Annotated in this window: 13 protein-coding genes and 1 riboswitch; of the genes, 10 read left to right on the top strand and 3 right to left on the bottom strand. The window is 48.9% G+C overall.

The annotated features are described in order from the left end of the window. Positions 1-218: 218 nt before the first annotated feature. On the top strand, positions 219-1,442 hold the full coding sequence (locus Q3886_RS03655) for a MalY/PatB family protein (protein WP_301859810.1): 1,224 nt from the start codon (positions 219-221) through the stop codon (positions 1,440-1,442). Positions 1,443-1,461: 19 nt separating this feature from the next. On the opposite strand, the gene Q3886_RS03650 is transcribed toward Q3886_RS03655, so the two are convergent. Beyond that, a complete protein-coding gene (locus Q3886_RS03650; protein WP_301859809.1) occupies positions 1,462-2,421 on the bottom strand; it encodes an NAD(P)H-dependent glycerol-3-phosphate dehydrogenase in 960 nt (319 codons plus the stop codon). A gap of 275 nt (positions 2,422-2,696) precedes the next feature. After that, positions 2,697-2,795, top strand: a riboswitch (SAM riboswitch). On the opposite strand from Q3886_RS03650, the gene Q3886_RS03645 reads away from it, so the two are divergent. The 9 genes from Q3886_RS03645 (at position 2,789) to Q3886_RS03605 (ending at position 11,526) form a co-directional block, all read left to right on the top strand. After that, the gene (locus tag Q3886_RS03645; protein ID WP_301859808.1) at positions 2,789-3,001 is read left to right on the top strand and encodes a hypothetical protein; all 213 of its coding nucleotides are present in this window, start codon (positions 2,789-2,791) and stop codon (positions 2,999-3,001) included. Its footprint overlaps the riboswitch before it by 7 nt. Positions 3,002-3,073: 72 nt before the next feature. Continuing rightward, positions 3,074-4,123, top strand: coding sequence for a sulfate ABC transporter substrate-binding protein (locus Q3886_RS03640; RefSeq protein ID WP_301859807.1), 1,050 nt, complete (start codon positions 3,074-3,076; stop codon positions 4,121-4,123). Between the two features lie 12 nt (positions 4,124-4,135). After that, on the top strand, positions 4,136-4,978 hold the full coding sequence (gene cysT / locus Q3886_RS03635; RefSeq protein WP_301859806.1) for a sulfate ABC transporter permease subunit CysT: 843 nt from the start codon (positions 4,136-4,138) through the stop codon (positions 4,976-4,978). A 13-nt stretch (positions 4,979-4,991) separates the two neighbouring features. Then, the gene (locus Q3886_RS03630) at positions 4,992-5,825 is read left to right on the top strand and encodes a sulfate ABC transporter permease (RefSeq protein WP_301859805.1); all 834 of its coding nucleotides are present in this window, start codon (positions 4,992-4,994) and stop codon (positions 5,823-5,825) included. A gap of 13 nt (positions 5,826-5,838) precedes the next feature. Next, positions 5,839-6,900 (top strand): ABC transporter ATP-binding protein, encoded by a 1,062-nt coding sequence (locus Q3886_RS03625; RefSeq protein WP_301859804.1) that lies wholly within the window; start codon positions 5,839-5,841, stop codon positions 6,898-6,900. A 17-nt stretch (positions 6,901-6,917) separates the two neighbouring features. After that, a complete protein-coding gene (locus Q3886_RS03620; protein ID WP_301859803.1) occupies positions 6,918-8,618 on the top strand; it encodes an adenylyl-sulfate reductase subunit alpha in 1,701 nt (566 codons plus the stop codon). After that, positions 8,602-8,916 carry a ferredoxin family protein gene (locus Q3886_RS03615; RefSeq protein ID WP_301859802.1) on the top strand — a complete coding sequence of 105 codons (315 nt, stop codon included), beginning with the start codon at positions 8,602-8,604 and terminating at the stop codon, positions 8,914-8,916. Before Q3886_RS03620 ends, Q3886_RS03615 begins: the two co-directional genes overlap by 17 nt. A 26-nt stretch (positions 8,917-8,942) precedes the next feature. Next, on the top strand, positions 8,943-9,845 hold the full coding sequence (cysD, locus tag Q3886_RS03610; RefSeq protein WP_367881548.1) for a sulfate adenylyltransferase subunit CysD: 903 nt from the start codon (positions 8,943-8,945) through the stop codon (positions 9,843-9,845). Between the two features lies 1 nt (position 9,846). After that, the gene (locus tag Q3886_RS03605) at positions 9,847-11,526 is read left to right on the top strand and encodes a sulfate adenylyltransferase subunit 1 (RefSeq protein ID WP_301859800.1); all 1,680 of its coding nucleotides are present in this window, start codon (positions 9,847-9,849) and stop codon (positions 11,524-11,526) included. Positions 11,527-11,627: 101 nt separating this feature from the next. Here the strand turns inward: Q3886_RS03605 and Q3886_RS03600 are convergent, their stop codons facing one another. Together Q3886_RS03600 and Q3886_RS03595 are read right to left on the bottom strand one after the other, a co-directional pair. Beyond that, positions 11,628-12,623, bottom strand: coding sequence for an isocitrate/isopropylmalate dehydrogenase family protein (locus tag Q3886_RS03600; RefSeq protein ID WP_301859799.1), 996 nt, complete (start codon positions 12,621-12,623; stop codon positions 11,628-11,630). Between the two features lies 1 nt (position 12,624). After that, the gene (locus Q3886_RS03595; protein WP_367881547.1) at positions 12,625-13,965 is read right to left on the bottom strand and encodes a citrate synthase; all 1,341 of its coding nucleotides are present in this window, start codon (positions 13,963-13,965) and stop codon (positions 12,625-12,627) included. Positions 13,966-13,968 lie beyond the last annotated feature (3 nt).

Genomic DNA, 13,968 nt, shown 5'->3' with positions numbered 1-13,968 from the left:
GCGTAATATACAAAAATATAAGTAAACACATGAAGACCTCCCCAGGCCAGCTCACGTATTTTGAGCTGACTCAGGGAGGTCTTTTTATACGGGAAAAGAGTATATACTTGAAAGATGACCATGTCTTTGTTACTATACAAATATACACGTATAGGGGAGATTTATGTGAGAAAGAATCTCTCCTTATCCATGGTTAGCAGGAGAAAGAGGCGAAAGGGATGCAGTATAATTTTGATGAAATCATTGACAGACAACATACGAATGCGCTGAATACCGATGGATTCCGCGGCTATATTTTCCATGACTTTGCAGGAAAGAAAGTATTTCCCTTTAAAGATGACGAATTTATCCGCATGTGGGTTGCCGATATGGAATTTGCCATGTGTCCTGATATTATTCAGGCCATTAAAGACCGGGCCGACCGGAAAATTATCGGCTACAGTCAGGTCTTTGAAGCGGACTTTTATGAAGCCTTTAATGCCTGGAATCAGCGCATGTACGGCTGGACCTATCCTAAACAGGAAATTTGTTTCTCCCTGGGGATTATTCCGGCCCTGTATACGTTAGTGGATCTGCTTCTCAGCGATCATGAGTGTGCTATTATTCATACGCCGGCATACGGGTATTTTCAGCATGCCATTGATGAACGGCATAAACATGCGATTCATACAAAATTACGCTGTGATGACCAGGGCCATTGGACAATTGATTTTGACGATTTGGAAAAAGCGGCGGCCAATCCGTTTGCCAAGCTCTTGATCTGGTGCAATCCCCATAATCCGACAGGACGGGTCTGGACAGAAGAAGAGCTGCAGCACGTGGCAAATATTGTCAAAAAATATAACCTCTGGATTATTAGCGACGAAATTCACTGCGACATTCTCCGTCAGGGCGTCCGCCATATTCCCATGGCCAAAATTATGCCTGATTACGAAAAGCTCATTGTCTGCACATCTGCATCGAAATGTTTCAATATGGCGGGCCTGATGTTTTCTGAAATCATGATTCGCAGTCAGAAACTGCGCCGCCTCTATGTGGCTTCGACCAATTCCTATGCCATGAATATCAATCCCCTGTCGACGGCTGCGCATACGGCAGCTTATCAGCACGGAGGCCCCTGGCTGGATCAGTTGAAGACCTATCTTGACGGGAATTTTCAGCTAGTAAAAGATATGCTGGCACAGCACCTGCCGAAGATCGTATTTACCATTCCAGAAGCAACGTACCTGGCCTGGATCAACATGAATCCCTACTTGCAGGATGTACCGAATATTACGGAGTTTATGGCCAATCAGGCTGGCGTGCTCCTGGAAGGGGGCGATGATTTATTCGTCGGCAATGCGAAAGGCTATATTCGTCTCAATCTGGCCATGCCAAGGGCCATTGTGCAGAAAGGACTGGAACGCATTATTCAGGCTGTTCATGACCATACGAAACACTAATCTGCAGCAATGGAACAGGTTATTCTGCCTTGGTAGGACGGAGGAAAAGCTGTTTCAACATGCTGTGAGGATTACGGCCTTCTTTTACGATTTCATAAATGGTGCGCGTAATGGGCAGCTCTACGCCGACTTGACCGGCTAAATCCAGGAGAGCTTCTGTAGTATAGACTCCTTCAGCCAGTTTATCGAAAGGCTTTCCCTGAATGAAGGCTTCGCCAAACCGCCGGTTGTTGCTGTACGGCGAAAATAGGGTAGCTTCATAATCGCCCAGGTGGCTCAGACCGTAGACTGTCATGGCATCGCCGCCCAGCCGTTTGATTAACAGAGACAGTTCATGAGTGCCGCGGGCCATGAGGGCCCCTTTCAGACTGGTAAGATCTGCGCCGTCCAGCATGCCGGCGGCAATGCCCATGACATTTTTGGCAGCTGCGCCAATTTCAATGCCCCGGAGATCACTGCCGTAATAAAAGCGAATGAGAGAACTCGTAAAGGCATCGACAAGGGTATGAGTGAGATTCATATCGTCAGAGGCCATGACCATGCAGTTTGGCATGCCCTTGATAAAGTCCTGAACGTGACCGGGCCCAACCCAGACGGCGACCGGGGCAGACAGCCCCATTTCTTCTTTCCATACGTCTGTCAGGCGTTTGCCGCTTCCTATTTCCAACCCTTTCATGGCCAGAATGCAGGGGATAGGCATATCCGGTCTGAGCATATGCAGGGTGGCGGCGAAAGAGCGCAGCTGCTGGGCGCTGATGGAGACAATGCATATATCTGCATGTTCCAGGGCTTCCTGCAGATTTGCCGTCAGCTGAATGGCGGCAGGAAGCGTGAGATATTCATTTTTTCCAGTTTCTCTGAGCTGCTGGAGACGGGGCGAGTGTTCCCGTCCCCACAGTGTTACGGCATGGCCAATATGATTGGCATACCAGGCGTGAAAAGTTCCCCAGCGGCCGCATCCTAAGACGGTAATATTCATGAAGTATCCTCCTGTACAATCGGTTTTTTCTTGATTATAGCATGGCTGCTGATAAAGGGTAAGGAACCATTTTTATAAAAAACGCAGATAAAAGTACACTAAAATAGTTGACAAGATACCAAGAACAGTGTATCATGGCATACAAGTTGAGCAGTACAGTGTGGCCGGTCTATTGTACCGGTGCGGAGGGCTTAAAAATGAACATCATCTGTTGTATGTTAATTTCATAGGAGATTGCTAAGTAATACACGAATCGGTACTACGACAATTTCCATATATCATCCAGAGCAGCCGAGGGACTGGCCTTATGACGCTGCGGCAACCTACGGATACGTAAGGTGCCAATTCCAGCAGGTATACCTGATAGATGAGTCACAGCAGCGCGATTTTTGGCGTCATCTATGAGGATGACGCCTTTTTTGATGGCGTCATACAGGGAAGCCTGACAGATGACGCAGCAGCGATGCAGCTACGCTATCTGTTCAGGCAGATAGCGTTTTTTTATAAGGAGCGTGATGAAGATGATGCAGGTAAGGGACATGTGACAGACCCGGTAAGAATGTTTCTTGTAATGGTTTGAGGTGGTATATGCCGGTTGGGGGCAAACGGCATAGGTAATGTGGTATTTTTTGATACACAAGGGGGAAGAATTATGGTAAAGAAAAGCAGATATATTGCACTGGCAGTAGGTGCTGTCCTTACGGCAGCAGTTTTGTTGAGCGGCTGTGGCAGTTCTGGTGAAAAACAGGCTGCCAGCAGCGGCGGTAAGATAACGCTGACGAACGTATCCTATGATCCGACGCGGGAATTGTATGAACAGTATAATCCGCTGTTCCAGAAATACTATAAAGAAAAAACGGGCAAGGATATAGAAATCGTTCAGTCTCATGGCGGTTCCGGCGGCCAGGCCCGTTCTGTCATTGAAGGCAGCAAGGCCGACGTCGTTACGCTGGCCCTGGCTCACGATATTACGCTCATTGAAAAAGCCGGCCTCATTAAGAGCGACTGGATTAAAGATTTCCCGAAAGATTCCTCGCCGTATACGTCTACTATCGTCTTCCTGGTGCGCAAGGGCAATCCCAAGCAGATCAAAGACTGGGATGATCTGGCAAAACCGGGCGTAAATGTTATCACGCCTGATCCGAAGAGCAGCGGCGGCGCTTGCTGGAACTTCCTCGGCGCCTGGGCATTTGGCCAGAAGAAGTTTAATAACGATGAAGGAAAGACGAAAGAACTGCTGACCAACATTTATAAAAATGTATCCGTCATGGATTCCGGCGCCCGCGGCGCAACGACGACGTTCGTAGAAAACGGCCAGGGCGATGTCCTCATTGCCTGGGAAAATGAAGCTATTAATTCTGTAAAGGAATATCCGGATAAATTTGAAATTGTTACGCCAAGCATCAGCATTCTGGCTCAGCCGAGCGTTGCCATCGTAACGAAAAATGCCCAGAAGAATGGTACAGAAGAAGCGGCTAAGGAATATCTGAACTACCTCTATACCGATGAAGCACAGAAGATTATTGGCGAAAACGGCTATCGCCCGTCCAATCCGGATATATTGAAACAGTTTGCCGATAAATTCAATCTGAACGTCAACTTGGTGACGATCAACGATTTCGGCGGCTGGGATGGCGCATATGAAAAATTCTTTAATGATGGAGCCATCTTCGATCAGATTATGACAGAAGTCAACAAGTAAGGAGTGCATGTCATGACTACGTTTTTTCGGCGGCAGCGGCAGGGACGGATTATACCGGGATTTGGACTGACCATGGGGATTTCGATTTCCCTCCTGTCTTTGCTGGTCCTCATCCCTCTGGCGTCCGTGCTGGTCTATTCTCTGCATTTATCGGCCAGCGATTATCTGAATTTAGTGAAAAATGACGGTATTCGCAACGCCTTTATTACCAGTATTTCCTGCTCTCTTCTGGCAGCGCTGATCAACTGCGTGTTTGGCCTGATCCTGGCGTGGGTACTGGTACGATATGAGTTTCCCGGCAAGCGTTTGTTAAACAGTTTCATTGAGCTGCCCTTTGCGCTTCCTACTGCTGTTGCCGGCATTACGTTGTCCAAACTGTATTCTGATACGGGGTTTATTGGCGAACCCTTTGCCCAGTTGGGCATTGCTATTGCCTATACGAAAATCGGGCTTACCATTGCCCTGATTTTCGTCGGCATTCCTTTTGTCGTCCGGTCTATTCAGCCTGTACTGGAAAAACTGGACCCGTCTTATGAAGAAGCCGGCAATATGCTGGGGGCTTCGCCGTTTACGATTTTCCGGCGCATTATCCTGCCGGAACTTCGGCCGGCTATTCTGACCGGATTTGGCCTGGCTTTTGCCAGAGGCCTTGGCGAATACGGCAGTGTTATTTATATTTCCGGCAACAGTGCGAAAAACAGTACGCAAGTGGTGTCATACGTCATTATGCAGAAGCTGAATTACGTTGACTATGCCAGCGCTACGACGATTGCCCTGGCCATGCTGGTCATCGCCTTTGTCACGCTGTTTGCCATCAACATGGTTCAGGTTCGTCAGGCGCGGCGCGTTCAGTAAGGAGGAAGCTCATATGAAACGAAGCAAAACGGAAATAGCTCTGATTGCGGTCAGCCTGCTGTTTGTCACGATTATGCTGCTTATTCCGCTCATTTCCGTCATCGTCAATTCCCTGGCTGAAGGCATAGATTTCTATTTTCAGGCCCTGTCGACGGACTTTGTCATTTCTGCCCTGAAACTGACCATACTGGCTACAGTCGTTGCCCTGGTAGTCAATACCTTTTTTGGCCTTGTAGCCGCCTGGGCGGTTACGAAATTTGATTTTCGCGGCAAGCACGTTCTGACGACGCTCATTGATATTCCCTTTTCCATTTCGCCGGTTATTGCAGGCCTGGCCTTTATTATGACCTTTGGCCGCATGGGCTGGGCTGCTGACTATGTAGATATGCTGAGCGCAGCTCTGGGAACGGATATTCAGATTGTCTTTGCTGTTCCCGGCGTCCTGTTGGCTACTATTTTTGTTACCTTTCCATTTGTCTTTCGCGAAATTGTTCCTGTCCTTACATCGCAGGGGCGGGATGAAGAAGAAGCGGCTGCCCTTATGGGAGCCAGCGGCCTGAAGATCTTTTTCAAGATTACGCTGCCGCAGATCAAATGGGCTCTCCTGTACGGCGTAATTTTGTGTACTGCCCGGGCTCTCGGTGAATTTGGTGCCGTCAGTGCCCTGTCCAAAACGCGGGGCGGAACGTTTACGCTGCCTCTGGAAATTGATGCCCTGTATCAGTCGGGGAAAGCCGATGCCATTACGGCTGCCTTTGCCGTATCATCCCTGCTGGTGCTCATTGCCATTATCGTCCTGCTGCTCAGGACGTTCGTAGAATATAAGACGAAGAGACATATGTCGTAGAGGAGACGAAATTATGTATGTAGAAATGAAGCATATTGAAAAAGAATATGGCACCTTTAAGGCTTCCCGTGATGTCTGCTTCGGCATAGAAAAGGGACGCCTTGCTGCTTTGCTGGGCCCCAGCGGCAGCGGCAAGACGACGATACTGCGCATGCTGGCAGGACTGGAAACGCCGAACAGCGGCGATATTTATATTGCCGGCAATCGGGTAAACGACATAGCGCCGGCAAAGAGAGGCATTGGTTTTGTCTTTCAGAACTATGCATTATTTCGGTATATGACCGTATTTGATAATATTGCCTTTGGCCTGGAAATACAGCATGTGCCGCGCGGAGAGATTCGCAGGCGGGTACAGGAACTGATCGAGCTGACCGGGCTGGCAGGAATGGAAAAACGGTATCCCAACCAGCTTTCCGGCGGTCAGCGTCAGCGCGTGGCCTTTGCCCGGGCTCTGGCGCCGAATCCGCAGGTACTGCTCCTGGATGAACCTTTTGCGGCCATTGATGCCAAAGTGCGTCAGGAACTGCGCAATTGGCTGAAAGACACGATTCACCGCGTAGGTATTACGAGTATTTTTGTAACCCACGATCAGGGAGAAGCCATTGAAGTGGCCGATGATATTATCGTGACCAACCAGGGGCGCGTGGAACAGGTAGGGTCGCCGACGGATGTGTATAAAAATCCGAAAACTCCCTTTGTAGCGCAGTTTCTCGGCAGTTCTTCCATTATTGACACGTACGATTCCCTGAAGGGATTCAGGCGGGTAAGCGGTGCTGCTAAAGCCGTTATCCGGCCGGAATTCATTAAGATATATAAAAAAGGGGCTGTTCAGCAATATGTCAATGCTGCTGAACAGGGAGTTGTTCAGGCCCTGCATTTCCGCGGCAGCCACTGGGATGTAACCCTTAAAATCAAAGACCTTATCGTCCATGGTGAGTATTCCTTAGACGATGAACCGCTGCAGGTCGGCGAAGACGTACAGGTCCTTATTTATCGGCTGTATGTTTTTGATGAATCCCATACGTATCTGGAAGAAAACCAGAATATACAAAACAAAGATGTATTTTATATTTAATCAAAGGGGCTTATGTTATGAATCTGATACCACATCCCGTTATCCATACCGATGTGTTGATTATCGGCGGCGGTACGGCCGGATGTTATGCAGCTATGCTGTTAGGCCGGCAGGGACTGTCTGTCGTCATTGCTGAAAAGGCAAATATTCGCCGAAGCGGCTGTCTGGCTGCTGGCGTCAATGCGCTGAATGCGTATATTACGAAAGGTCATACGCCGCAGTTTTACGTAGACTATGCCAAAAAGGATGCGGCCGGCATCGTTCGGGAAGATTTGCTGCTGACTATGGCTGAAGGATTAAACCGGGTGACGGCAAAACTGGAAGAACTGGGTCTGGTCATTCTGAAAGACGACAAGGGCGAATACGTAACCCGCGGCAGCCGGAATATTAAGATTAACGGGGAAAATATTAAGCCCTTGCTGGCAGATGCCGTAAAGAACACGCCAAATGTGACTGTTTTTAATCATCTCAACGTGACCGATTATATTGTACGGGACAACCGCATTTTAGGCTGTCTCGGCTTTGGCATGCTCGATGGCTATGCCTATGAAATCCGGGCCAATGACGTCATCTGTGCCACTGGCGGTGCTGCCGGATTATACCGGCCCAATAATCCCGGTTTTTCCCGCCATAAAATGTGGTATTCGCCGTTTAATACGGGTGCCGGATATGCTATGGGCATTCGTGCCGGTGCGGAAATGACGACTTTTGAAATGCGCTTTATTGCCCTTCGCTGTAAAGATACGATTGCGCCGACAGGAACGATCGCCCAGGGCGTAGGGGCCAAACAGGTCAATGCCTTAGGCGATGTATACGAGACGAAATATGGATTGACGACGTCGCAGCGCCTGTACGGAACAGTTCGGGAAAACCAGGAAGGCCGGGGCCCCTGTTACTTGCAGACAAAAGGCATATCCAAAGAGCAGGCCCAGTCGTTATTCAAAGCCTACTTGAATATGGCGCCGAGCCAGACGCTGAAGTGGATTGAAGACGGCAAGGGACCGGATGAGCAGAATGTGGAAATTGAAGGGACAGAACCATATATCGTAGGCGGCCATACGGCAAGCGGCTACTGGGTAGATACGAACAGGCAGACGACGATTCGCCATCTCTACGCTGCCGGTGACGTTGCCGGCGGCTGTCCGCAGAAATATGTAACCGGCGCCCTCGTCGAAGGGGAAATTGCTGCCCAGGCCATTATCCGGTCCCGCAGTGATTTTGAAGAAACGAATACGCTGCTGCCGGAAGAAGAGGAACAGGAACTTCTCCGCCAGAAGACGGCAGAATACAACGATATTTTGAATCGTCACCAGGCGCTGTATACTGTGGAAGAACTGGAAGAAGGCATGCAGAAAGTCATGGATGCCTATGCCGGCGGCATTAGCTGTCATTATCAGTATAATGCACAGCAGCTGGCCCTGGCTGATGACAAAATCAGACAGCTCATAGAAATGAGCCGCCATATTGGCGCCAAAGACGTTCACGAACTCCTCTTTGTTTATGAACTGCAGGAACGGCTGACTGTCTGCCAGGTCGTTATCGCTCATTTGCTGGCCCGCAGGGAAACGCGGTGGCACAGCTTTGCTGAAAATCTGGATTATCCGGAAAAAAGCGATTCGTGGCTGAAATATGTAAACTCCCGCTGGGAAAAGGGAAAGGTCCATATTATTTTACGAAATCTGGTTACAGGAGGACAGCAGTATGAGCATACGAATTAAACAGGATGTCTGCGTTGGCTGTCGCCGCTGCATCGACGTCTGTCCAGGCAGCCTGATCGTATTAACTTCAGCAGGCAAAGCAGATATTGCCTATCCGAAAGATTGCTGGGGCTGTGCGTCGTGCGTTAAGGAATGTGCCTTTCATGCCATTGATTTTTACCTGGGTGCCGATATGGGCGGCCGGGGCAGTACGATGAACGTTTCCAGAGAAGGACAGTATCTGGACTGGCATATTACGCTTCCTGACGGAACAGAAAAGACGATTCGTCTGAATACGCAGGAAGCCAATGCTTATTAGTTATAAACGTACAGGAGGAATATATTATTATGAGTGAATTATCCCATCTTGACGCACTGGAAGCGGAAGCGATTTACATTATCCGCGAAGTTGCGGCAGAGTGTGAAAAGCCGGTCATGCTGTATTCGATTGGCAAAGACAGCTCCGTTATGCTTCATCTGGCCCGCAAGGCCTTTTATCCGGAAAAGCCGCCTTTCCCCTTCCTGCATATTAATACGACCTGGAAGTTTAAGGAAATGATTCGGTTCCGCGATGAAACGATGAAAAAATACGGACTCCAGCTGATTGAATATATCAATCAGGAAGGCGTAAAAAAAGGCGTCAATCCTTTTGATTACGGTGCAGCCTATACGGATATTATGAAGACACAGGCCCTGAAACAGGCGCTGCAGCAATATGGATTTACGGCAGCTTTCGGCGGCGGCCGGCGGGATGAAGAAAAGTCGCGGGCAAAAGAACGGATTTTTTCTTTCCGCAATGAAGCGCAGGCATGGGATCCGAAAAATCAGCGCCCTGAAATGTGGAAACTCTATAATACCCATATTCACAAAGGCGAAAGCATGCGGGTGTTCCCCATTTCCAACTGGACAGAAGCCGATATATGGCAGTATATCAAACGGGAACACATTGACATTGTATCCCTGTATTTTGCAGCTGTACGGCCCGTTGTCTACAGAGACGGCAATATCATCATGGTCGACGACGACCGGATGCGCCTGAAACCGGGCGAAAAGATTGAACATAAGAAAATTCGCTTCCGCACGCTGGGATGTTACCCGCTCACTGGCGGCATTGAATCCGATGCGGATACGCTGGATGCGATTATTAAGGAAACGCTGAGTGCAGTTTCATCAGAACGGACAAGCCGGGTTATTGATAAAGAAGCAGCTGGCAGTATGGAACGGAGAAAGAGAGAGGGGTATTTCTAAGATGAAGGGACTACTGAAATTTATTACCTGCGGCAGCGTAGATGACGGAAAATCGACGCTTATTGGCCATTTGCTGTATGATGCCAAGCTGCTGTACGCCGACCAGAAGAAAGCACTGGAACTGGAAAGTAAAGTAGGGAGCCGCGGCGGCGCCATCGACTATTCGCTGCTCCTGGATGGACTGATGGCTGAACGGGAACAGGGCATTACGATCGACGTAGCATATCGCTATTTCAGTACAGACAACCGCAGCTTCATCGTCGCCGATACGCCAGGGCATGAAGAATATACGCGCAATATGGCCGTCGGTGCATCCTTTGCGGAACTGGCTATTATTCTCCTGGATGCGACAAAAGGCGTTCTCGTTCAGACCCGCCGTCATGCCCGTATCTGTGCTCTCGTGGGGATTGAATATTTCATTTTTGCCGTCAACAAGATGGATCTGGTACAGTACAGCAAGGAACGGTTTGATGAAATTGCCGGAGAAATCGAAAAACTCCGCAAGGAACTGGGCCTTGCTCATGTTATTATTGTTCCTGTATCGGCAACAGAAGGCGACAACGTTACCAAGCCATCGTCCCATATGCCGTGGTATCAGGGACCGACGATTCTGCAGCATCTGGAACAGGTCGACGTAGAAGAACGGCAGGAAGAAGGCTTCTTTATTCCTATCCAGCGCGTATGCCGTCCTGACCGGACATTCCGCGGTTTTCAGGGACAAATTGAAGCAGGTACCGTATCTGTAGGCGATACCCTTACGATTTATCCCAGCCTGGAAAAGGGAAAGGTCGCTTCCATTCTGAACGGCATGGATACGGTTCAGTCTGCACAGAAAGGTCAGGCCGTTACGATCCAGCTGGATCGGGAAGTCGATGTATCCCGGGGCTGTGTATTTGCCAAAGATACGATTCCTGCCGTAAGCAATCATATTACCGTTACCTTGCTGTGGATGGATGATGACGATTTAGTTATTGGAAGGGAATATGTATTTAAATCAGGAACCAAGGAAATTGTCGGCATCCTGACAGATATTGCCTATAAAATCGACGTCAATACAGGAGAACATATCCATACGGCAACGCTGAAGAAAAATGAAATTGCCCGTTGTACCCTGTTCCTGCAGGAACCAGTCGTCGTCGATACCTTTGCTCACCATAAAGTACTGGGAGAATGTATCCTCATTGACCGCGTAACCAACATGACTTCAGCTGGCGGCGTTATTGAAGATACTCATGCCCAAGACGGCAACCACGTCTTTGTCGGCGCCGGCATCAGCGGACGCGGCGATATTTTTGAAGATTTCTATTACAGCATGCAGAGTCTGCAGATTGTCAAAGAAAAACCGGAACTCCACGAATACCACGTAGGCGATGGCATTCCTATTTCCGGTAACACCTACCAGTATCCGCAGAACTTCGATATACTCATTCTGCGTGACGGCGTAGCTGTTCAGGTGCGCCTGGGAAAAATTGCGGCTATTACGGCTTTGAAAGACTATGTATATACAGGTGAACCGCTGGTTAACGGCCGGGGATTTGCCATCCATGTTTCTTCAGCAGAAGAATACAGCCAGTTTATTCAGGCCTATGAACAGAAGAAGGGCCGCCTCGATTCGGAACTGTTCAAGAAGTGGATGAACTTTGAAACATACCGCCAAATCGTCTTCCGCGATGATTTTTAACTGAGCCTCAGAAGCTGTCTTATATAGTGTACGTATAAAAAAATCTCCCCATCATGACAGAACGTTGCTTCTTATCATGATGAGGAGATTTTTAGTATTTCTTATAACTTGGCAATGACGGCGTCGCGGTATTCTTCTGTTGTTGCTTTGCCGCCCAGGTCTGGCGTGAGGTGCTGTTTTTCTGCCAGTACAGCATCTACGGCTTTGCGGATCTTGGCAGCCACTTCGGTTTCGCCGATGTGTTCCAGGAGCATGCAGGCCGACCAGAGGAGGGCTGTAGGATTGGCAATGTGTTTGCCTGCAATATCGGGGGCGCTGCCGTGAACGGCTTCAAACATGGCATAATCTTTGCCAATATTCATGGAAGGCAGCAGGCCAAGGCCGCCGATGAGGCCGCTGGTCAGGTCGGATACGATGTCGCCGTACAGGTTTGGCATGACCATGACGTCCATGTTTTCCGGATGCATGACGAGCTGCATGCACGTGTTGTCGACGATTTTGTCATCGCTTTCGATTTGCGGATAGTCTTTGGCAATTTCGCGGAAAATATCGAGGAACAGGCCGTCCGTCATTTTGAGGATATTGGCTTTATGAACACATGTTACCTTTTTGCGGTTATGGGCTACGGCGTATTCAAAGGCAGCACGGATAATGCGTTCGCTGGCCGCACGGGTAATGAGCTTAATGGCGTGAACGGTATCTTCATTCATCTTGTATTCTACGCCGATGTACAAGTCTTCCGTATTTTCCCGGAATGTGACGATGTCTACATTGGGGAACGGCGTCGGCACGGCGGCGTTGGATTTTGCCGGGCGAATATTGGCATATAAATCGTATTTGTTGCGCAGTGTGACGTTGAGGGAACGGAATCCCTTGCCGACAGGAGTTGTAATCGGTGATTTCAGCAATACCCGGGTCTTTTCAAAGGATTTAAATGCGTCTTCCGGAATGAGAGCGCCATTTCGTTCGTATTCGGCAGCGCCGACATTGAAGTATTCATATGCCAGCGGAGCTTTTGCAGCGTTCAGAATTGCAATGACGGCGTCCGTAATTTCCGGGCCAATGCCGTCGCCTTTAAATACAGTAATAGTTTTCATGTTATCTGTCCTCCATGGGAATATAATCCATTAAATCGCCGACGTATTTAGCCGCCGGACGGACAATGCGGTTGTCGTACAGCTTATGTTCAATATTGTGAGCCAGCCAGCCGACCATACGGCTGATGACAAAGAGCGGTGTATATAAGTCGCGGGGAATGCCGAGCATATGATAGGCAAAGCCGCTGTAATAATCGACGTTGCTGCACATGTCAGCGCCTTTTTCTTCACTCAAGGTCTTAATGGCTATGCGTTCAAAGCGGTTATAGAAATCGAAGATGTTTTCCATGCCCTTTTCCTGGGCCAGTTTTCCGCAGTAGTGACGCATGATTTCTGCTCTGGGATCAGACAGGGTATAGACGGCATGACCAAAGCCATAGACCAGGCCATCGTTATTTTTAAACTGCTTGTGAAGAATTTTTTCAATAATATCTTTTATCTGGCTGTCCGTGGCATTGACGCCAATGGCGTCCATAATATTTTCCATCATCATGGACACGCGAATATTGGCGCCGCCGTGCCGGGGGCCCTTCAGGGCGCCGACGGAGCTGGACATGCTGGAATAAATATCCGTATTCGTTGATGAGACGACGACGTTGGTAAAGGTGGAGTTCGTGCCGCCGCCATGTTCGGCATGGAGAAAGAGCAGCAAATCGAGGAGATGTGCTTCCTGACTGGTAAAATTACTGTCCGGACGCAGCATGGACAAGATATTTTCGGCTGTCGAATAATCTTTGCGGGGATAGTGAATGACCAGGCTCTTGCGATTATAGTAGTGTACTTTGGACATATAGGCGTATACTGCAATAGACGGCAGTTTGCTCATAATGTTCAGGCCTTTGCGCAGTGTCTGATATACATCTGTATTATCCGGGTCGGGATCATAGTTATACAAGGTCAGCAGTGAATGCTGCAGTTTATTCATCAGATTTTTGCCAGGCAGGCGGAGCAGGTTCATTTCCAGGAAATCATCAGGTAAGTCGTATCCATCCTGGAGTACCTTACAGAATGCGTCCAGTTCTTCCTGCGTCGGCAAATACCCGAACAGCAGGAGAAAGCTGGCCTGTTCATATAAATATCCATTATATCGTTCTTTTTTTACCAGTTCGCGAATATCGATGCCGCGGTAGTATAGAACGCCTTCGCAGTTGACTTTGTTTCCTTCACTGTCGCGCTGATAGCCGACAACATCGGCAATTCGCGTCAGGCCGACGAGAACGCCTGTATGATCTTCATTGCGAAGACCGCGCTTTACGCCGTATTTAGAATACCATTCCCGTGGAATTTGCGTATAATTCTGCGATTTTCCGTAGAACTGGGCTAAATAGATATTCTTGTCCATGAG

The sequence above is a fragment of the uncultured Megasphaera sp. genome (assembly GCF_958350005.1).
In the GTDB taxonomy this organism is placed as follows: domain Bacteria; phylum Bacillota; class Negativicutes; order Veillonellales; family Megasphaeraceae; genus Megasphaera.
Note: the sequence above shows the minus strand (reverse complement) of the source record. Positions and strands in the feature narration are given on the sequence as shown.

Coding starts and splice junctions, on each gene's coding strand:
- Q3886_RS03655 (WP_301859810.1), top strand. CDS start 219: ATGCAGTATAATTTTGATGAAATCATTGACAGACAACATACGAATGCG.
- Q3886_RS03650 (WP_301859809.1), bottom strand. CDS start 2,421: ATGAATATTACCGTCTTAGGATGCGGCCGCTGGGGAACTTTTCACGCC.
- Q3886_RS03645 (WP_301859808.1), top strand. CDS start 2,789: ATGAGTCACAGCAGCGCGATTTTTGGCGTCATCTATGAGGATGACGCC.
- Q3886_RS03640 (WP_301859807.1), top strand. CDS start 3,074: ATGGTAAAGAAAAGCAGATATATTGCACTGGCAGTAGGTGCTGTCCTT.
- cysT (WP_301859806.1), top strand. CDS start 4,136: ATGACTACGTTTTTTCGGCGGCAGCGGCAGGGACGGATTATACCGGGA.
- Q3886_RS03630 (WP_301859805.1), top strand. CDS start 4,992: ATGAAACGAAGCAAAACGGAAATAGCTCTGATTGCGGTCAGCCTGCTG.
- Q3886_RS03625 (WP_301859804.1), top strand. CDS start 5,839: ATGTATGTAGAAATGAAGCATATTGAAAAAGAATATGGCACCTTTAAG.
- Q3886_RS03620 (WP_301859803.1), top strand. CDS start 6,918: ATGAATCTGATACCACATCCCGTTATCCATACCGATGTGTTGATTATC.
- Q3886_RS03615 (WP_301859802.1), top strand. CDS start 8,602: ATGAGCATACGAATTAAACAGGATGTCTGCGTTGGCTGTCGCCGCTGC.
- Q3886_RS03605 (WP_301859800.1), top strand. CDS start 9,847: ATGAAGGGACTACTGAAATTTATTACCTGCGGCAGCGTAGATGACGGA.
- Q3886_RS03600 (WP_301859799.1), bottom strand. CDS start 12,623: ATGAAAACTATTACTGTATTTAAAGGCGACGGCATTGGCCCGGAAATT.
- Q3886_RS03595 (WP_367881547.1), bottom strand. CDS start 13,965: ATGGACAAGAATATCTATTTAGCCCAGTTCTACGGAAAATCGCAGAAT.